The organism is Bradyrhizobium iriomotense (genome assembly GCF_018129405.1).
GTDB lineage: Bacteria > Pseudomonadota > Alphaproteobacteria > Rhizobiales > Xanthobacteraceae > Bradyrhizobium > Bradyrhizobium iriomotense_B.
This window is the reverse complement of record NZ_JAFCLP010000010.1, coordinates 185,666-203,958: the sequence shown is the minus strand read 5'-3', so window position 1 is coordinate 203,958 and position 18,293 is coordinate 185,666. Positions and strand designations below refer to the sequence as shown.

The following is an 18,293-nucleotide window of genomic DNA, read 5'->3' as shown; positions in this document are numbered from 1 at the left end:
CGGAAACTCCCGCTTGAGCCACAGCAAAGCAGCCGCGGTCTGCGTGTTTATGGGAGAGTGTTAGATCCCGAAGCTGATCCTGACTTGCAGGATAGCGCCACGGCTTCCGTAAAAGCGCCATGTAGTCCCGAAGGCCGACGGCGCACTCAAAGCGGCCTATGACAGGCAACGCTGACGGAACGCGGATGGAGGGATGCCGGTCGCTTTCTTGAAACTCGTGGAGAAATGCTGGGCGTCATTGAAACCGATCGCAAGGGCTACATCGACAATACTGTCTTCCGTTTCTGAGAGCCGCCGCTTCGCCTCGTCTATCCGAAGCGAAAGAACGTAATTGTACGGCGTCACGCCGACGCTTTCCTGAAATGCGCGCAGGAAGTGCCGCTTGCTCAGCCCGGCGATTTCGGAAAGTTCCGCAAGAGATATCGGCCGGGTAAGGTTCTCGCGCACATACTCCTCAACACACCGTAGGCTTCGGCCCGGCAAACCACCGCGCAGTGTGTTGGATGGCCGCTGACTTCGGTCGCTGATGCGAGAAATGTGAGCCAGCGCCTGGATCGACCACCCCTCCGCCATGAGGCCGAAAACATTGTCGGGCGAGGCCGCTTCGCGGCAAAGTTCGGCGAGGCCACGTGTCAATCCATCGTGCTCAAAAGCAATTGTCGAGTTCGTTATCGCATGCTGGAGGCGTTCGCTCACAAAAGACGGATTCAGAAAGACCACGGTGTAATCGAGGGTTGGTCCGACGTTCCACTCACCTTCGATCTCGATTGCGGCAGGAAAGATTGCGAGCTTCGATTTCCCGGAAAACCGTCGCTCGACCGGACGCCCATCAATCGTCGCTCTTAAACGTTCGGCCCCCTTGCCGAACCAGAACAATGACAGCTCAGGCTGACGAAAATGCCAATGCATGCGCCCGACCGTCTCCCTGCGAAGGATTTCGATCCGCATACTCGGGGTATCGGTGATGATGGATGACACGAGATCGCCGCCAACTAACCGAACGTAGTCCTGACCGATGGTTCCCATCCCCAAACCTCATTCGAACGCGCGTTCCAATATAGAATGGACTCAAATGAAGGGAAGAGCGAGGCCCTTTCGTGGTGCGGTGCAGCATAGTCCTTATTGATGTCCGCGGCTCGCTCATGGTGCGATCTTGGACATTGCGGTACGTTCGGGATCAACGAGTCAGGATTGGTTCACCCGCCCATCAAGGGGCGTTTCGGGGTAGCGTGTGAATCGGCGCCGAACTGAGCCCCTTGAACTAAGCCGGCAGCTCCCTGTGGCGAATAAAGGAATCTGCGTCGTGATGGGGTCCCGACCCGCGCCGATGGTGACCCCCATCTCGACTGACGTTTCTCAGTTGCCTTCAGGGCGTTACCGCCGATACCTGCAACAACCTGACCCCACGCCGATTCACACCTTCGTCGATGACGCGCTTTGCCGCGGTACGGCCGATGCCGATAGCGCCGCCGTCGAGACCCGAAACGACGCTAACGACTCAAAAGCCGCGAGAACCATCACGCCGACTCCAGTCGTCTCGTCTCCGCGATCCCTGTTACCCGGTGGGCCAAAGTGAACCGGCCCGCCTCTGGCGGAAGGTTCGCGGGGTGACGCCCGTATCCTTGCGAAAACATCGCACGAAGTGGGAGGGGTCGGCGTATGCGAGGTCATATGCGATCTCATTGATCGGCTGGTCGGAGAACGCTAGCAGCCGCTTTGCCTCGGTTAGTACCCTTTGTCTTATCATCTGACCGGCCGTTAATCCGGTGATGCGCTTCACGTGCTTGTTGAGGTGATCAGACGTCATTGCGAGCTTCGCAGCATAGAAGTTTAGTAGTCGTTGGCTGCGAAAATGGCTTTCTATCAGGATTAGGAGTTTCTCGACCACCACATCGTTGAGGTGGGCGGCCGATTGATCTCTGCTCGTCACGAGACGCCTCACCTCGATTGCGATCAAGGCCAGATAACCGTTCATGGCGATCCGGAATCCGTCGCGGGATAGAAGGCCCTCTTCGTTCAAACAGGCGCACAGTTCGGACAGGCGGGCAATGCCCGCGCTCTCCGCAACCGGGACCACGGGGTCCATCGCAGGCCTCTTGAGGCAGGCGATCGCATCTCCGGAACCATCCCCGAACATCCGCGCGACATCCTCCGTGAAGCTCACGACCCAGCCTGCCGTGGAGGATTGAAATCGAAATCCATGGGCGACCGTCGGAGGCACCACGATCACGGCTGGGGCAGAAAAGGCGGCGGACGCCGCTCCATACTGGATCTCGCCACCGCCCCGCTCGATCACCAGAATTTGCAACAGATTGGCATGACGATGGACTGATATGCTCCAGTGATGAAGCGAGCAGCGTGCGGGGATCGTCTCTGCGTGAACGAAATTGAACGCACGCGGGTCAGGAGGGTCGCCGTAGAGGTGGAAGAGCGGCAGCTCCATCGACGGTCCTTCTGTTCTCACCAAAGGAGAGCCTTCCGGGACACCATACTAAACCTTGAGACCAGGATAGTAATATTCCTATTGGCGCCGAATTGCGCTTGCTGGACAGGATTGCGCGATTGGGATTGAATTTCGGCGCACGCTGGCGGCAGATGTCTCAACCTGGGCGGGGTGGCCTCATGTACACTGATCTCAACAGCCGCGATGAAAGCTTTGAGAGGTTTCTGAGCACGTTCAATCTGCTCGTGCCTCATGGGAAGATCGAGCTGAGCGGCAGCCGCAGCGCATTTCGCTGGCACGGCACATTTGCCGCCACTAGCGGCTTTTCCTGGTGGGACGTCGAGTCCGAGATCGACTGGGTGTGCCGGCTCTCGCACCAGAAGGAACGGCTTGGCCTCGTGCTCCCGGGTGAGGGAGCCGTAAGAGCCAGGATCCGGGACCGGAGCTTGGTCATCGACCGCGACCATGCGCTTGCGCTAAGCGTGCCGGAGGTGAACGAGCTCTCGTATTTCGGCCACGGCAGCCACGGGCACGTCACGCTCGAATTCGATGTTCCGACCGTGCACAAGACGCTTTCCGATATTTTCGAGGGGGCTTCGCTGCGCGCCGTCGATCTCAGCCCGCAGCTCGGACTTGCCAGTCCGGCAGGCCAGACGCTCAAGGCGCTGGTGAAGGCCGTCGGGGCCGGGATGCGTGACGCATCCATTCGATCCGAAAAGTCGATGGCGCTGCTCGGTGAATCCATTTTGCGACTGATTTTCCTGAATTTGCCGCATGGCTCGAACAACCAATTGCGTCGGCACCAGAGGGACGCCACGCCGCGCCAGATCAGAGATGCGCTCGATTTCATGCGCGCCAACATGCATCAGCCGCTGACTCTGCGCGACGTGGCCGCAGCGGCCGGCATCAGCGTGCGATCGTTACAGTATGGATTTTGCCGATTTCGGAATGTCACACCCCTCGCATATCTGCGCGAGATCCGCCTTCAGGCGGTGCAGGCGGAATTGTCTTCGCCTCTGAATGCGCTGTCGATCCGGGAGGTCGCGCTGAAATGGGGCTTTGCACATATGGGACATTTTGCAGCGCGGTATCGTGCGACCTATGGCGAAGCGCCTTCCGAGACGGCGAGGTCGGCGCGAGCCGAGACCTCGAGAAGCTCGCGCAGATAAACTGTGCAACCTGACGATTGCCTGAGAAAAATCTCGCCGTTGAAAGATTTTGTTCTATTTGAGAACGGTCTCGTTCTAGAGCGGCTCTGCATCGTGATGCTACGGATTGCCGACACTCACGGCAAATCAGGGAGGGCATCATGAAACGTCTCAGAGCAATCTTGCGTCTTTGTGCATCGATCATCGCGCTTGCGGTGGGAGTCGCCGCGCTGCCGGGCAGCGCTGCAGCCAATGAGGCGCCGGCATGCGCGAGTTTGGCGACCGATCCGCATTTTGAGCTGAAGAACAATCCCGCGATCAAGTCGGTGACGAGCACCGTCCAGAAGACGGCCGCGCCGGCGAACATTCAGTACTGCAACGTGACGTTTGTCTATGGCACCAATCCGAAGCAGAACATCACGATTTCGGTCGGCTTACCGCTTAACTCGACCGACGGCGGCGCCGGCGGAATTGAAGGCGCGTGGAACGGTCGAACCGAAGGCTTGGGCGGCGGCGGCTGCGCGGGAAATCTCAACGTTGATGCGGCGGTGAACGCCGGTTACGTCGGATCTGGCACCGATGGCGGCCACACCGGCGGTGACTGCACGCCGGGCGTGAACGCAGACCACACCTTCAATTTCGAGTTCATCCAGGATTTCTTCCGCGCCGGGATCAAGCAGCAGATCTTGTGGTCGAAACGCATTGCGACATCGTACTATAGCAAGCCGCCTAGTTATAGTTATTGGAACGGCTGCTCGACCGGCGGTCGTCAGGGATATCTGTTGGCCCAGGAGCTCGGCAGCCAGCTCGATGGCGTTCTCGCAAGCGCACCGGCGATGTACTGGACGCGTTTCCAGACCGCACAGATGTGGGGGCAGATCGCAATGTTCGAGCAGGCGGGCGAATCTCCAAGTGGCCCTATCTCTCCGGCCAAGCTCGCTGCGGTACAGAAATCGGCGGTCGCGGCTTGCGATGCAAACGATGGCGCGGTTGACGGCATCATCGACGATCCCCGCACCTGTCATTTTAGCGCCAAGGCCAACGTCTGCGGGCGACCGGGTGCGCCGGCGGCACCAAGCTGTCTGACCCCGGACGAAGCGACGGCCGTGGACAAGATATGGGACGGACCACGCAACAAGCACGGCGACCGCATCTGGTTCGGGTTGGATCGCGGTAGCGACTTCTCCATCCTCGACGGGACCAACCCGTTCCCGCTTGGCGTCACCCAGTTCGAATGGAACCTGATCGATCCGAGCTTTGCGCCGCCGTCAACCCAATGGAACACGGTCAGCCTTGGCGGCAAAGGCCTGTCGTACCCTCAAGTGGCGCAAGCGGGCTCTCGCAACATCGCTGATGTGACCGACACGTTCGGCCCGGTCGACGCCTTCAGGGCGCGTGGCGGAAAGATGATCACCTTCCTCGGCGCGAACGATCAGTTCATTTATCCTCGTGGCGTGCTCAATTACTACCGACAGATGGCGGAGCGTTACCAGAGGATCGGCGATCGAACTGGCTTCGAAGGCGTGCAGAGCTTCTATCGCCTGTTCCATGCGCCAGGCGTCGGCCATTGCGGCCTACCAGTCTTCAGCCTCGGTACCACAGGTCCCTGGCCGCAGAACGGTGCTGACTTCAAGGCCCTCGTCAATTGGGTAGAGAAGGGCATCGCGCCAGATCAAGTGATTGGTCAGAGCCTTTCGCCGACTCTGTCACGACCGCTCTGCCCTTACCCGCAAACGGCGAAGTACAAGGGCGCGGGCAACGTCAACGACGCCGCCAACTGGAGTTGCGGAGGCAATCTTGAAACTAAGGAAGCCGTCTGTCCGGACGTTCTCGTGAAGTACAAGGACGAGGTTGACGGGCCACTCGACTACAAGGCAAGCGCGGTCGACCCAAGCTTTTGCAAGAGCGGACGCATAGCTCGAGACGACGGGTCCGATTAAGGACAGTTCCACCACAAGGAAACTATACTCATTGAAAACACACAGGAGGCGTGCGCGATCAGCGCACGCCAGCCTCGAACAGCTCGTGACGCATGTGTTTGTGGCGGACGACTGGCATTCCGGCCCCGGCGTCGGGTTCAGCCTAATGACAGCCAAAGGGAGAACGAATTCGTCTTCGTGGAAATTCGATCAACAGCTGATCTTGCCCCGGCGCAGATCCAAACGAACAGTGTGGACTTGATCGAGAGGCTCGTCTGGATCGCACTGAACCGCCCCGGGATTGCCGGAGGCCATTCGGTTTGAGTTATGCCGCCATGGTCGGAGTTTCCAGCATGGCGTAGTAGCGTTGTTCGGCCTCGGCCGGCGGGATGTTGCCGATGGGCTCCAGGAGCCTTCGGTTGTTGAACCAATCGACCCATTCCAGGGTCGCAAATTCGACGGCCTCGAAGCTGCGCCATGGTCCACGCCGGTGAATCACCTCGGCCTTGTAGAGACCGTTGATGGTTTCGGCGAGAGCATTGTCGTAGGAATCTCCGACACTGCCGACGGACGGCTCCACGCCTGCTTCAGCCAGGCGCTCGGTATATTTGATCGAGACGTATTGGCTGCCCCTGTCGCTATGGTGCACGAGCCCGCCGCGATGGACCGGCCGTCGATCGTGCAGTGCCTGCTCCAGCGCATCGAGCACGAAGCCCGCATGCGCGGTACGCGAGACTCGCCAGCCCACGATCCTGCGGGCATAGGCATCGATGACGAAGGCGACGTAGACGAAGCCGGTCCAGGTCGCGACATAGGTGAAGTCGGAGAGCCACAGGACGTTCGGCCGTGGCGCCTTGAACTGGCGGTTGACGTGATCCAGCGGGCATGGCGCGGCCTTGTCGCTGATCGTGGTCTTGACGGATTTGCCGCGGATAACCCCTTGCAAACCCATGTCCCGCATCAATCGCGACACCGTGCAACGGGCAATATCGAAGCCTTCGCGCTTGAGTTGCCGCCAGACCTTGCGCACGCCATAGACGGAGAAGTTCTGATCGAACACCCGCCGGACCTCGATCTTGAGCTTGGCATCCTGCCTGGCGCGCGCCGACAGCTTGGCCGGATCGCGCCGCTTGGCCACATGGGTGTGGTAGGTCGAGGGGGCGATCGGCAAGACCTTGCAGATCGGCTCGACCCCATGCGCCCCACGATGATCGTCGATGAAGGCGATCATGGCTTGGACCGGCGGTCGAGCTCCGCCATCGCAAAATAGGCGCTTGCCTTGCGCAGGATCTCATTGGCCTGCCGAAGCTCGCGGTTCTCCCGCTCGAGGGCCTTCAGCTTCTCGGCCATGTCGGTCGGAACACCGGCTCGCTGCCCGCTGTCGATCTCCGCCTTCTTGACCCAATCATGCAGCGTCTGCGGCGTGCAGCCGATCTTGGCCGCAATCGAGGTCACCGCCGCCCAGCGCGAGGGATGCTCGCTGGCGTGATCCAGAACCATCCGAACCGCACGGGCCCGGACTTCGGGTGAAAACTTGCTCGTCGTCTTGCTCGTCATGGCTCCACCTTCTCAAGAGTTGGAGCCTCCGGCAATCCCGGGGCGGTTCACACGATCAGTTGCTCCATTTCGAAGACCAAAGTCATTTAGCGCTCTAGTCAACGTCGGCACAGGGCGAGCGGAATATGCGGCCGCCGGGCTCCACGTTGAATTGCTCGGCGTCTACGACGGCGTGCGCGCTGTTTAACTCTAGAATGAAGCGCGAAGCCGATATGCTGCGGCGTACTGGCGTGATCACATCGGGCATCCCACTCTGATGTCCCCAGTCAAGCACACAGCGCACGGTTTCCCATCTCCACGAGGACTCATCGTGAAGTTCTTGTGCCGATGGATCGTGCAGAGGAGAAGGCGGGACTCAAAGACGTCGGTGAACAGGCTCTGATGCGCGGGTTGGATACCGCATTTCCGTTTTTTCGTCTGGGGCTGTCCCTGGTCTAGCGTCGGGCGTCGATCGGATGATCGGCCACATAATGGGTTTCAGGAGTTCCCCTGCCGTGGTCCCACCTTCACCTCTGCACGATTGATGTCCGCAACTGCCCTCCTGATTGTGATTGCAACAATGGGGCTGCGGGCCGGTCGAGCGCATCTCACGACTCGAGCGGTCCACAGCCCAACGACTTTACGCCTGTCGAAGTGGCACGACCTCGCGATTGATCGCCCAAATGAAGGCGGATAGCTCTCGGGCAATCGCCGTGACGATTACGGTTCGCCGCTTGCCCTTCCGCTCGAGTGAGCGAAAGCGTCCGCACAACCTGGTTTGCGCTTTCCACGCAATCTCGCGCGCGACTCTCGGTGCGGCCTCCACCTTTGGCTGCTTGTCTCGGCTCACGCGCGGCGGATATCGATAGCTCCAGGCCGCCTCCACAAGAATACGTCGCGCCCGCCCATTACCGGCTTTGGTGATGCTGCCTCGTTTGACCCTGTCACCAGTCGAGTTTTCTGTGGGCACCAGACCCAGATAGCCCATCAGCTCGCGCGGATTTTGAAAGCGAGATAGATCACCGATCTCGGCCATCGAGCAGGATCGCACCGACCAGGCGGACGATGGCGTCTTCATTGGGGAAGATGCCGACCACTTCGGTTCGGGCTTGATCTCGCCATTGACCCTTTCGAGCGGATTGGTCGAGTGCAGCTTGGCGCGGTGCGCGGCCGGGAAGGTCATGTAGGCGAGTACGTCGGTCTCGGCCTCGTCGAGGAAGGCGGCAAGCTTCGGCAGCTTGGGGCGGAGCTGGTCGGCAATGCGCCGCCATTGCGCCCGCGCCGCCTCCGCATCGTCCTGGGCAAAGGCGGTGGCGATGAAGGCGGAGACGACGCGCCGTCCGCTCTTGCCGGCATGGGCCAAGGCGTTGCGCAGGAAGTGCACACGGCAGCGCTGCCAGGTGGCGTTGAGCACCTTGCCGACCGTGGCTTTGATCCCCTCATGGGCGTCGGAGACGACGAGCTTGACGCCGCGCAAGCCGCGGCGGGCGAGCTTGCGCAGGAACGCGGTCCAGAACGTCTCGGCTTCGGAGGGACCAATATCCATGCCGAGCACCTCGCGCCGGCCGTCACTGTTGACCCCGACTGCGATGATCACTGCGACCGAGACGATCCGCCCGTTCTGGCGGACCTTCACGTAGGTGGCGTCGATCCACAGATAGGGCCAATCGCCCTCGATCGGGCGATTGAGGAAGGCCTTCACCTTGTCGTCGATCTCACTGCACAGCCGCGACACCTGGCTCTTGGAGATGCCGCTCATGCCCATGGCCTGCACCAGATCGTCGACGGAACGGGTGGAGACGCCCTGCACATAAGCCTCCTGTACCACGGCGGTGAGCGCCTTCTCGGCCATCCGCCGCGGTTCGAGGAAGCCCGGGAAGTAGGAGCCTTTGCGCAGCTTGGGGATACGCAGCTCCACGGTGCCGGCACGGGTCTCCCAGCTCCGATCGCGGTAGCCGTTGCGCTGGACCTGGCGCTCCTGGCTCTTCTCGCCGTAAGCGGCCCCGGTCAGGCCCTCGACCTCCAGCTCCACCAGCCGGTGGGCGGCAAAGCCGATCATCTCGCGCAACAGATCGGCATCAGGGGTCTTCTCCACGAGCGTGCGCAGGTTCATCATGTCGTCGGTCATCGGTGGTTCCTCGAATCAGGTTGGTGTCGCAACCCAAACCTTACCGACGAATCATCGGTGACCACCCGCAAAGCCGCTCGCTCGCTACGGCGCTATGTGGGGCGCGCGTCGCGAGCGGCTTTGCTAATCAGCTACACCACTCCTTGGGACACGACCCCACGCTCTGTTAGCCCTTTTCGAAACAGTGCGCTGAGGCTGTATCCTGCATCCGCCAGCACACATCCAAAGCGCACGTTGGCTGCTATCGCGCCCCCGCGCGCCGGCTTCCGATCTCGGTTTTCCTCGCTCATTCAGATTGGGCCAACTGCTCTGGAACTATTAGTCGTCCCTAAGCGGGATCCTGTGGAGCGCATGGCTCCCGGTTCGGAACAGGAGGGTGAACGAGAAACGGGCACCTCCCGAGAGGTCCACGTTTTCGGCGCGGATGTGCCCGCTATGCGCTTCGACTATCGAGCGGCAAATCGGAAGTCCCATGCCCATTCCTTCTTGCTTCGTCGTAAAGAAGCTGTCGAACAAGTGGGCAAAGTGGTCGGGATGGATGCCGGGGCCGCTATCTTCGACGATGCAGGTAATTTTATCGTCCGCGACAATCGTTTGAATCGTAATTTTACGCCGAGAACAATCTCGCTGCGCCAACGCTTGCGCGGCGTTGATCGCTAAGTTCACGATCACCTGCTGAAGTTGCGTCCGGTCCGCAAGGACTATGGCTGGTTCAGCAGACGCGTTATGGACTGCGGTGACGGAGCGCGCCTGTAGCTCGTATCGAATGAAGAGAAGCGCCTCCCGGATGATTTCGTCGAGAGATATCAGATTGCGCTCAGGCGGGCGATGCGCGGCCATGGAGCGGATTCGGGCGGTAACATTGGCGGCGCGATGTGCATCCTCCATGATCCATCTAATCGACTCGCGCGCTCTGTCGATTTCTGGCTGAGCCGTTTCAAGCCAGCGCAAACCGGCGTCTGCATTCGCAGCAATGGCCGCAAGCGGCTGGTTCACTTCGTGAGTGATGGAGGCCGTGAGTTCACCCAGCATCGAAACGCGAGCCGCATGCGCGAAATCGCTCTGCACACGCTGCAACATCTCCTGCGCGCGATTGCGTTCCGTAATATCGATAACGGCGACCATGCTCGTCCATCCGCTGAGGTGAGGCGGATAGGCAATAGTGAAGAGCGCATCGAAGGTGCCGCCATCGATCCGGCGCAGCTTGCATTCAGTCCAGTAGTGAGGCTTCTGCGCGATGCCGCTCAGCATAGCTTCGGCGAAGGCGTTAGTGCTTTCGTCAGGCCAAAAAGGTTTGAGATTACCCAGCAGTTCCTCCTTATTACCTCTACCGAAAAGAAGTACCGTGTGCTCGTTGACGTCCACCACACGCGCTGCCGTCATCATTTCGGAGACGACCCGAGGGTTCTCAAAGAAGTACTTGCGGAAATCCGAGACGCCCGAGTTGCGCAGCGCTCGCAGTCTCTTATTTGCCTCCGAGAAATCGAGCTCCCAAAACGAAACCGCCATGGCTTGGAAGAGGCTCCGGTAGCGAGCTTCACTAAGCCGCAACTCCTGTTCGAAGCTCGTGGCTTTGGCTTCGCTCCCCGTTTCCACGATGTGGATGGGAGTACCCGCCAGATCGCGTTCCACCGACAGCCAAACGTGCACCAACATTTGATTTCCGCGTGCCGATCTTCGCTTTACCTCTCCTTGCCAACGGCCGGTCGCGAGGCAACTCGCTTCGATATCGCATGACGATATGGGATATACGCTATCAAGAAGGGCATCTGCCAACTGGCCGATCGCAGCGTCACGAGAGTAACCGTACAAGCTTTGGGAGGCTTTATTCCAAGCTCTTATGCGGCCATCAAAGTCGCGAACGAAGACCGCCTGCTCGACATGATCAAGTATTTCGAAGGACTCAGATGTCATTGAAACACCGTGAGTTCGCTTTTGCGCTGCCCCGGCTAAGAAAGCCAATTAGTTCCTCCGCGCACTAGCTCAACGATCCCCCGGCAAACTCCTGCGCCCACCGCGCTGGCGCTGAATCCATCGCCATCCGAGGCCCTCCGGTGATGGTTACGTAGACCGCAGAATCGACCGCGACGAGAATATCCTGATGGAAAGGCTCGGCGGATACCCAATGGTGCCTTCTCATCACCCTGACTCATCGGAGTCACCCTGACCGGTTGTTAGAACGACAGAGAGCTGATGGCCATCGGCAAGCTTCTCCTTGAAGGGAAACTCTGGCGCAATCCAGAGGAACGTGTCTGCAGCCCACGAAACCGAAACCGGCAATCCATCTTATGCGGCGATCGTGATCGATAATGCAAACAAGCCTCGACGTTCACGTTCTGCGGAGCTTCCGAAGACCGACCTTAGCACGCCGTCTGGTTCCCACCAAGACGTCCGAAATTTCGCGGACGCTAACGGGCTCTAAGCAAAGGTTTCTTCCTCGAGTATTTTGCGCCGCAAACTTGCTTTGAAACGCCACTTTCGCTGCTGATTGTCTTCACCCTCTCCTAGCGGTTGTAGGACTTTCGCCAGTGCTGAACGTTCCTCAGGTGCCGGCGAACGAGTAGCGTAAAGCTCGCCTGTAGGCTGCTTTGGCGCCGTCCTTCAACGTGGAGCGCAGGCACGCCGTCTAGGTACGGCGGCACTGCTTGCCTAAGGAGCGCATTCTCAAAGCGTTTAATATGTCTGAATTGCCCCACCGGGAAACTCAGCTAGAATGGGATGTTCCCTCCTGGGGGCAACTCATGTTCGACACGGCAACCACCGCGCTTTTGCGCGCGGTTCTCGACGAAGTCTGCGAAAGCGTCTCGCACCGCGAAATCGGAGCACGTACTCACGTTGCCGCGAAGATCCTGGAAGCCGTCACTAGAGGCGAGGTTTCGGCAGATGGTCTCAGGCAGGTCGGCCGTGAAGCCCTGTCCCGCGCACCCACGATGTGGCGCTGATCGATCTGGAGTGGGGCGTGCTTCCAGGTTACGGTCCTCAAGATTCTGGTGAGCTATCCGGATGGCTTTGCCGTCATGGAGGACCTCAAGCGCGACATGGCCATCCTGGCGACCAGCGGCCGCGATTGGGCGGACCGGACCAAGCTCCTTGCGGCGCGGGTGCCCGGCCTCGACACTTGTCGAACGCATAAGCGGAGGGTGGATGATCACGGCCAAGGGCCGGGACGTGCTCGAATTCATGGAAGCCCGCCCGGCCGCGCCTGAATCGGTTCAAGAGACTTCCATGGATAAGACTACCGGATGGGTGTCCACGGCAGCGCCGGTTCCTCCACTGCGGCAGCCCCCTGACCGCGCGAAGCGGCGGCGCGAAAGCCGCGAGCGTCGTCGGGAGGCTCGCGAACGAGCGAGGGCGAACGCTTCCTGAGGATAGTCCGGGACGCTAAGAACGAAGCACAGTTGTGCACCGGTCCTACAGAGGCGGTAAGGCGCGAAAGGCGGAGGATGGAAGTCGAACCCGCGCGGCATCGGCAGGGGTGACCGCTCCGCCGACCCGCACCAACGCCCAGTACCCCACATTTGAATGGGAGACCCGTTTCCGCCGACGAGAGCACCCGCCGTTTTAGGCCCGTTCGGAAGCGGTCGATGAGGACGCAGGGCGTTGGGAGGACAGTCAGTTCTACGATCGCAGGAGACTTGCCGCAGAGCGAGCATCGAGCGAAGGCACTCAGCGAGCCTCCCGCTGTGCGCTTTGCGACCTCGACGGAGCAAGGCGACCTTGAGAGCCCAGGTAGTCAGCTGGCCGACGATCGAGTGGAGCTCTCAAGCTTCTGGGCTGCTCGGGCATCCTCGAGGTGCTGCGTGTTCGGGCCGTAGTCGGCCTCTTTCTTGAGAGGATTATAGATCCGACCGGCCACCAGCTGCAGATGCTTCATCTTGCCCCGCGGCATCGATCTGGCCTTGCAAAGAGCGCGCACAGCATAGGCTCGGAAGTAGTCAAAAGCGTCTGACATGATCTTCGTAAACGCCAGTTTTCGCCTATAGTTCTGCAACGTTGGAGAGGATTGGAGATCTGCCCGGGTCGCCTGTTTTGGAACCTCGGGGCCCGCCCAGTGCTGGGATCTCTCACGGGGAGCGCAGGCCTTCGCGGCGACGTGTCGTGCTCCCGCGGAGCAGCGAACGGCGGCGAGTCGAGTTGTCGACAATACAGCTATCGCCGCGACATTCACCCGACGCAAGACCGAAATTCCCTTAGAGGCTCCAGACGCGCTGACAACTGCCTTTGCGGAAGACCCAACGAAAGCTCAGCAGTGGAATTCATTCAGTGAAGACGTCGCGTTTCGGCCCGGCACACTCGCTAACGTGGTCAAAGACTTGTCCGCATTCCTAATGCCTCAGGCGTCGGCGGCGCGCTCGCTCTGTGAAACAAGCCCGGCGTGAATGGGCAGTTCGCTCGTGACCACATGTAGCGGGCTTCCCTACGACGATCCCTTCAGCCGCCCCACGAAGATGAGGACGGCCTACGGGAGGCGCTTCGCGTCGGACAGCTTCTATCAAGACGATTCTTTCGCCTCTGTCGCGCTACGGAGTTGGCTGAAGGATCACGTTGTCTATAAGCCTCGTCGAGCCGACATAGGCCGCCACGCACAGTGCCGCGGGGCGGCGCAGCGGACTTGCGGCGGGCTTGAGCGTGTCGCCGTCGACGAGCTCAAGGTACTGCAGCCGATCGACCGTTTCCAAATGCCTCTTGGCGATTGCAATCAGCTTGTCCACATTCCGCTCTCCCAAGCGGAACTCCTCTGCCGCAGCGAATAGTCCACGACTGATGGCGAGGGCCCGCCCTCGGTCTTCCTCGCTGAGATACCGGTTGCGGCTGCTCATCGCGAGACGGTCCGCTTCCCGAACGGTCGGCACGGTAACGATCTCGATCGGCATGTTCAGATCGATGGCCATCCGACGCACGACCGCACACTGCTGAAAATCCTTTTGCCCGAAGAACGCGACGTCCGGCTGTACCATGTTGAACAGCTTGCTTACGACCGTCGCGACCCCACGAAAATGTCCCGGCCTGAAAGCGCCGCACAGCGGCTTTGCGAGCTCGCCTGGTTCGATAAAGGTCTCAAATTGAGCCGGATAGACTTCCTTTGCACCCGGCGCGAAGACGATCGCAACACCGGCATCGCGGCACAGTTTTTCATCGCGCTGGAAGTCGCGCGGATACGTGCTTAGATCCTCGTTTGGCCCGAACTGAGTGGGATTGACGAATATGCTAACCACGGTGACGGCGCATTGCGCCCGGCTGGCCTCGATCAGTGCCAAGTGGCCGTCGTGCAGATAGCCCATTGTCGGTACAAATCCGACACGTTTGTCGGCTCTGCGAGCCTCTGCGAGAGCGTGGTGAACCTCGGCGACCGTCGTGATTGTCTGCATTGCTACGATTCTCTTGAAGATCGGTTTGAAGGCGCCCAGTTTGCGATCGTCTCGCCTATGCCTTCGGGAAGCCGATACGACTCTTGCGGCGCTGGGAATGTACCGCTGCGGACATCGGCAACCCAACGGGACAGCGCCTCCTGCAATACCCGAAAGCCGTCGGCGTAGGTACGAACGAATCTTGGGACATGGCCTTCAATCAAGCCAACCACGTCGTGGAACACCAACACCTGCCCCGAACAACCAGGGCCTGCGCCAATCCCGATGGTAGGTATCCTCAGCGTTTCTGTCGCTCGCGCAGCGAGCTCGGCTGGGATGCCTTCCAGGACCAGAGCGAAGCAGCCGGCCTCCTGCAGGCGATGGGCGTCGTCGAGCAGGCGCAAGGCGTCATCGGCCTTGCGGCCCTGCACTTTAAAGCCCCCCATTGCGTTGACGCTCTGTGGGGTCAAGCCGAGATGACCCATCACCGGAATCTCGCACTCGACCAGGGCACGTATCATTTCTACGCGTTTGGACCCGCCCTCGAGCTTTACGGCGTCAGCGCCACGCTGCAAGAAGCCTCCGGCGTTGCGTATCGCGTCCTCTGGACTGAGATGAAAGCTCAGAAATGGCATATCAGCCACGAGCAAGGCTCGAGGTCTCGCACGCGCAACCGCCTCAAGATGATGATTCATCATCGCCATGCTTACGGGCAGCGTATTGTCGAATCCGAGGCAGACGTTGCCGACGCTGTCTCCGACAAGGATCATATCCACGATGGGATCCGCAATGCGTGCAGTGACCGCATCATAGGCGGTCGTCATCACGAGGCGCCGCCCCTCGTCCTTCCACAGTTGCAGCCTTGGAAGCGTGACCCGCTCGACCGCGGCTTCCGACGTGTGGCTCATTTCCGATCCCTATCCCTTCAATCGGCCTTAGTTCGAAGCGGTATGGATTTCACGTCGCCTGCCTCACCTAGGATTGCGAAGCAACAGCGCTCCGCACCGTCGCGCGTGACCGAATAGGTTATGCGTTCGGAAATGTCGTTGTTGCCATCGAAGATAAGAATTTTGGGGCTCAGCCCGACGATCTGCGCCTCGTCCACGTAGGTCGAACTGCAGACGATGATCTGGTCGCCTACTTGGCAGGTGCGCGCGGCGGCGCCGTTTAGGACGCAACAACGCGAGCCGGGCGCACCAAACATTACATATGTCGAAAGTCGTGCCCCGGAGTTCTTATTCCAGATCTCCACGAATTCCATGGGCAGAATGCCTGCCTCATGGCATTGATCCGGATCGAGAGTGATTGAGCCGTGATAGTGAAGATTGGCTTCCGTAACACGGATGCCATGGAGTTTGGCAGCGAGCACTTTTCTCATCTGAACAATCCGTTGAAAGTTGTACGCATCTGCGAATGTCATCGATTTCCTACAGACGGCAGTAAAAAATTGTCAACGGCAGCGAGAGAAAAGAAAGTCTCATCTCCAAAACCATGGTGAACGCACCGAATCATCCAATGGTCGCGCGATCATTGAGGGATAACTTCTACTTCTCGTCCGAAGTCATCCGTTTTCGTCAGTGTCCGATCAGCAGGCGCGCCCTGCAAGAGGCCCGCGAGCTACCGCTTGCGACTGGAATCCCCTGAAGACAGCGGCACAGCCTTTCATCGCTGGCTGCAAGGAGCTCACTTGCCTCCACGCAGCATTCGATATCCGAGGGTCGCAGCCATGCGCGATCGATGAGCGCTACATGACAATTTGCTTCGGACACCTGCTACAACCTTCTTGTGCATGCCCTATCCAGAAATGAATTCCATGAGGCGGACAGGGACGCCCCAGTTCAGGGCAAATGACTCACCGGCTGCATCCATTGGGAGGCGACCGATAACGACTAACCTAAGTCCGATACATGATTGGCTTGAGAGTCGGATCACGCCCACTTCTGTTCCCACAAGAGTGGCGCATTGTTTCATATCGATTGCTAACATACTCGAACCTCTATGGCTGGCGATACGTGCGCGGGCCAGCCTCATTCCACCACCCGCGAAGCTTAGGAATAGCCAACGCCAGGAAATCAAGACTTCCAGTGCCTAATGGATGTGACATTATTGATAGTCATAGAACCCTCGACTGCTCTTCACGCCAAAGCGGCCCTCAGAGATCATCTTCTTCAGTAAAATGCGTGGCCCCTCGGGCAGGCCGAGCCGATGCTGAGCATAATTCTCGTCAATGCTAAGCACCACGTCCAGTCCCACCGCGTCCATGAGGCGGAACGGGCCCCGCTGCGAACCCGTGGCTTGACTGTAAATGGCATTCACCACCTCCGCCGACGCGACACCCTCCGATACCACGGCCAGCGTCTCGCGTTTGAGCGCGGCCCAGATTCGGTTGAAGATGAAGCCCATGCTCTCGCGCTGCACCACGTAGGGCGTCAGGCCATAGCCGGGCAGCACGTCGGCCAGCAGTTGGATCACAGCCGGGTTGGTGTGGCCGCACGACATCACAATTCCACGGGCGTGATGCCGGGCGGCATGAGGAAGTGCATATTTAGCCGCCGACAAGGCGTCGGCAGTCTGTAAATTCACCACGTCTTCGTCGACGCCGCTCCAAACCGAGTGCATGACCCAGCACGTCGCACCCTCACCTTCCAATGAGCAATATCATCGCGTCCAGAAGCAGCAGGACGCCGGCGCCGGGCGCGATGATCCAGAAGGTCTCGTCTCTAAGAGTCATGCGAACGCCTATGCGCCCCTAGTCTTTCGTTCGTCTTGGGAGCAGATTCTGGGAAAGTAGAGCGACCTGCCTGGCTCCGTGCGGTACGAGATAGATGACGAGGAACAGGAGCACGCCGAACACTGCCCCTGAGAGGCCTTTGGAGATTCCTTCCGCGATATTCGGCACGAATATGATGAAGGCCGCGCCTACGATCGAGCCAGGCAGCCAACCGACCCCGCCGACCACCATCCCGAGGAACAGCGAGATGGCGAGCGTGAAAGTGAAGCTGTCTGGCGCGACGAACTGCACGGCGATGGCGCCGAGCGAGCCGGCGACACCGGTGATGCCGGCGGACACCCCGAAGGCCAAGGTCTTGTAGAGTGCGACGTCGACGCCCATCGCCGAGGCCGCGATCTCGTTGTCGCGGATCGCCATGAAGGCGCGGCCTGAGCGGGAGCGCAGCAGGTTCACCGAGAAGATGTAGATCGCGAGCACGATCGCGAGAGTAAAGTAGTAAAACCAGGTATCTTGGCTTAATGGAATGCCGAATGGAGCATCCGGTTTGGTCACGATAAGGCCCTGCACGCCGCCGGTCCAATGCTCCAAAACATTCAGCTTGAGGAGCTGAGGCATGGCTGTCGCGAGGGCGAAGGTCGCAAGCGCAAGATAGACACCGGAAAGCCGCAGCGCCGGCTTGCCGAACAGGAAGCCGACTGCGAAACAGATGACCCCAGCGGTCGGCAAGGTCAGCGCGTAGTTGACGTTGAAGTGCTCCATCAGCACCGCGGTCGTGTAGGCGCCGACGGCGTAGAACGCGCTCTGGCCGAGCGAGAACTGGCCGCTTCCGCCGGTCAGGATGTTGAGCGCCAGCACGGCGAGCCCGTAGATCAGGAGCATCGTCATCTGGAAGATGATGAAGTTCTTGACGAACATCGGCACGATCAACAGCGCCGCCAGCACCACCAGCGAGGTGCCGGTACCCAGCGTCATGGCCCGCTTCGGAACCGCCTCGACCGCCTGGTGGCCTTCGGCAACGACTTCTTCTGCTGCGCTCATGA

13 protein-coding genes, 2 pseudogenes and 1 other annotated feature are annotated in these 18,293 nt (G+C 59.9%); of the genes and pseudogenes, 4 read left to right on the top strand and 11 right to left on the bottom strand.

Annotated features, from left to right (window positions below; translation table 11 throughout):
• Positions 1-156: 156 nt before the first annotated feature.
• Both JQ592_RS21765 and JQ592_RS21760 read right to left on the bottom strand, forming a co-directional pair.
• Positions 157-1,026 carry an AraC family transcriptional regulator gene (locus tag JQ592_RS21765; RefSeq protein WP_211404819.1) on the bottom strand — a complete coding sequence of 290 codons (870 nt, stop codon included), beginning with the start codon at positions 1,024-1,026 and terminating at the stop codon, positions 157-159.
• A 529-nt stretch (positions 1,027-1,555) separates the two neighbouring features.
• Positions 1,556-2,443: a helix-turn-helix domain-containing protein gene (locus JQ592_RS21760; RefSeq protein WP_211404818.1), complete on the bottom strand. Its 888-nt coding sequence runs from the start codon at positions 2,441-2,443 to the stop codon at positions 1,556-1,558.
• A gap of 179 nt (positions 2,444-2,622) precedes the next feature.
• On the opposite strand from JQ592_RS21760, the gene JQ592_RS21755 reads away from it, so the two are divergent.
• Both JQ592_RS21755 and JQ592_RS21750 read left to right on the top strand, forming a co-directional pair.
• Positions 2,623-3,612 (top strand): helix-turn-helix transcriptional regulator, encoded by a 990-nt coding sequence (locus tag JQ592_RS21755; RefSeq protein WP_211404817.1) that lies wholly within the window; start codon positions 2,623-2,625, stop codon positions 3,610-3,612.
• A gap of 140 nt (positions 3,613-3,752) precedes the next feature.
• Positions 3,753-5,531, top strand: coding sequence for a tannase/feruloyl esterase family alpha/beta hydrolase (locus JQ592_RS21750; RefSeq protein ID WP_211404816.1), 1,779 nt, complete (start codon positions 3,753-3,755; stop codon positions 5,529-5,531).
• A gap of 304 nt (positions 5,532-5,835) precedes the next feature.
• On the opposite strand, the gene JQ592_RS21745 is transcribed toward JQ592_RS21750, so the two are convergent.
• The 4 genes and pseudogenes from JQ592_RS21745 to JQ592_RS21725 all read right to left on the bottom strand — a co-directional run bounded on the left by JQ592_RS21745 (position 5,836) and on the right by JQ592_RS21725 (position 11,088).
• Positions 5,836-7,067 (bottom strand): IS3 family transposase gene (locus JQ592_RS21745; protein ID WP_211404815.1). Its coding sequence is split into 2 segments (ribosomal slippage): positions 5,836-6,776 and positions 6,776-7,067, totalling 1,233 coding nucleotides; the frame shifts between segments, so codons are not numbered across the junction.
• Positions 6,667-6,783, bottom strand: a sequence feature (AL1L pseudoknot). It overlaps the preceding gene by 117 nt.
• A 619-nt stretch (positions 7,068-7,686) precedes the next feature.
• A complete protein-coding gene (locus tag JQ592_RS21740; RefSeq protein WP_246820597.1) occupies positions 7,687-8,034 on the bottom strand; it encodes a transposase in 348 nt (115 codons plus the stop codon).
• Between the two features lie 37 nt (positions 8,035-8,071).
• Positions 8,072-9,174, bottom strand: a pseudogene (locus JQ592_RS21735) (IS256 family transposase); the annotation flags it as partial.
• 318 nt (positions 9,175-9,492) lie between these two features.
• Positions 9,493-11,088 (bottom strand): sensor histidine kinase, encoded by a 1,596-nt coding sequence (locus JQ592_RS21725; RefSeq protein ID WP_246820596.1) that lies wholly within the window; start codon positions 11,086-11,088, stop codon positions 9,493-9,495.
• An 827-nt stretch (positions 11,089-11,915) separates the two neighbouring features.
• Between JQ592_RS21725 and JQ592_RS21720 the strand changes: the two genes are divergently transcribed.
• Together JQ592_RS21720 and JQ592_RS38315 are read left to right on the top strand one after the other, a co-directional pair.
• Positions 11,916-12,116 carry a hypothetical protein gene (locus JQ592_RS21720; RefSeq protein ID WP_211404813.1) on the top strand — a complete coding sequence of 67 codons (201 nt, stop codon included), beginning with the start codon at positions 11,916-11,918 and terminating at the stop codon, positions 12,114-12,116.
• 75 nt (positions 12,117-12,191) lie between these two features.
• A pseudogene (locus JQ592_RS38315) lies at positions 12,192-12,540 on the top strand (hypothetical protein).
• 1,154 nt (positions 12,541-13,694) lie between these two features.
• On the opposite strand, the gene panC reads toward JQ592_RS38315, so the two are convergent.
• The 5 genes from panC to JQ592_RS21695 all read right to left on the bottom strand — a co-directional run bounded on the left by panC (position 13,695) and on the right by JQ592_RS21695 (position 18,291).
• Complete coding sequence (gene panC, locus JQ592_RS21715; RefSeq protein WP_211404812.1) at positions 13,695-14,543, bottom strand: pantoate--beta-alanine ligase; 849 nt, start codon at positions 14,541-14,543, stop codon at positions 13,695-13,697.
• Positions 14,544-14,545: 2 nt separating this feature from the next.
• Positions 14,546-15,430, bottom strand: a complete 885-nt coding sequence (gene panB / locus JQ592_RS21710; protein WP_211404811.1) for a 3-methyl-2-oxobutanoate hydroxymethyltransferase — start codon at positions 15,428-15,430, stop codon at positions 14,546-14,548.
• Positions 15,431-15,447: 17 nt separating this feature from the next.
• Complete coding sequence (panD, locus tag JQ592_RS21705; protein ID WP_211404810.1) at positions 15,448-15,900, bottom strand: aspartate 1-decarboxylase; 453 nt, start codon at positions 15,898-15,900, stop codon at positions 15,448-15,450.
• A 725-nt stretch (positions 15,901-16,625) separates the two neighbouring features.
• A complete protein-coding gene (locus tag JQ592_RS21700) occupies positions 16,626-17,141 on the bottom strand; it encodes a 3-hydroxyacyl-CoA dehydrogenase family protein (protein WP_211404809.1) in 516 nt (171 codons plus the stop codon).
• 130 nt (positions 17,142-17,271) lie between these two features.
• A complete protein-coding gene (locus JQ592_RS21695) occupies positions 17,272-18,291 on the bottom strand; it encodes a branched-chain amino acid ABC transporter permease (RefSeq protein ID WP_211404808.1) in 1,020 nt (339 codons plus the stop codon).
• Positions 18,292-18,293: the final 2 nt, after the last annotated feature.

Coding starts and splice junctions, on each gene's coding strand:
- JQ592_RS21765 (WP_211404819.1), bottom strand. CDS start 1,026: ATGGGAACCATCGGTCAGGACTACGTTCGGTTAGTTGGCGGCGATCTC.
- JQ592_RS21760 (WP_211404818.1), bottom strand. CDS start 2,443: ATGGAGCTGCCGCTCTTCCACCTCTACGGCGACCCTCCTGACCCGCGT.
- JQ592_RS21755 (WP_211404817.1), top strand. CDS start 2,623: ATGTACACTGATCTCAACAGCCGCGATGAAAGCTTTGAGAGGTTTCTG.
- JQ592_RS21750 (WP_211404816.1), top strand. CDS start 3,753: ATGAAACGTCTCAGAGCAATCTTGCGTCTTTGTGCATCGATCATCGCG.
- JQ592_RS21740 (WP_246820597.1), bottom strand. CDS start 8,034: ATGGGCTATCTGGGTCTGGTGCCCACAGAAAACTCGACTGGTGACAGG.
- JQ592_RS21725 (WP_246820596.1), bottom strand. CDS start 11,088: ATGACATCTGAGTCCTTCGAAATACTTGATCATGTCGAGCAGGCGGTC.
- JQ592_RS21720 (WP_211404813.1), top strand. CDS start 11,916: ATGTTCGACACGGCAACCACCGCGCTTTTGCGCGCGGTTCTCGACGAA.
- panC (WP_211404812.1), bottom strand. CDS start 14,543: ATGCAGACAATCACGACGGTCGCCGAGGTTCACCACGCTCTCGCAGAG.
- panB (WP_211404811.1), bottom strand. CDS start 15,430: ATGAGCCACACGTCGGAAGCCGCGGTCGAGCGGGTCACGCTTCCAAGG.
- panD (WP_211404810.1), bottom strand. CDS start 15,900: ATGAGAAAAGTGCTCGCTGCCAAACTCCATGGCATCCGTGTTACGGAA.
- JQ592_RS21700 (WP_211404809.1), bottom strand. CDS start 17,141: ATGCACTCGGTTTGGAGCGGCGTCGACGAAGACGTGGTGAATTTACAG.
- JQ592_RS21695 (WP_211404808.1), bottom strand. CDS start 18,291: ATGAGCGCAGCAGAAGAAGTCGTTGCCGAAGGCCACCAGGCGGTCGAG.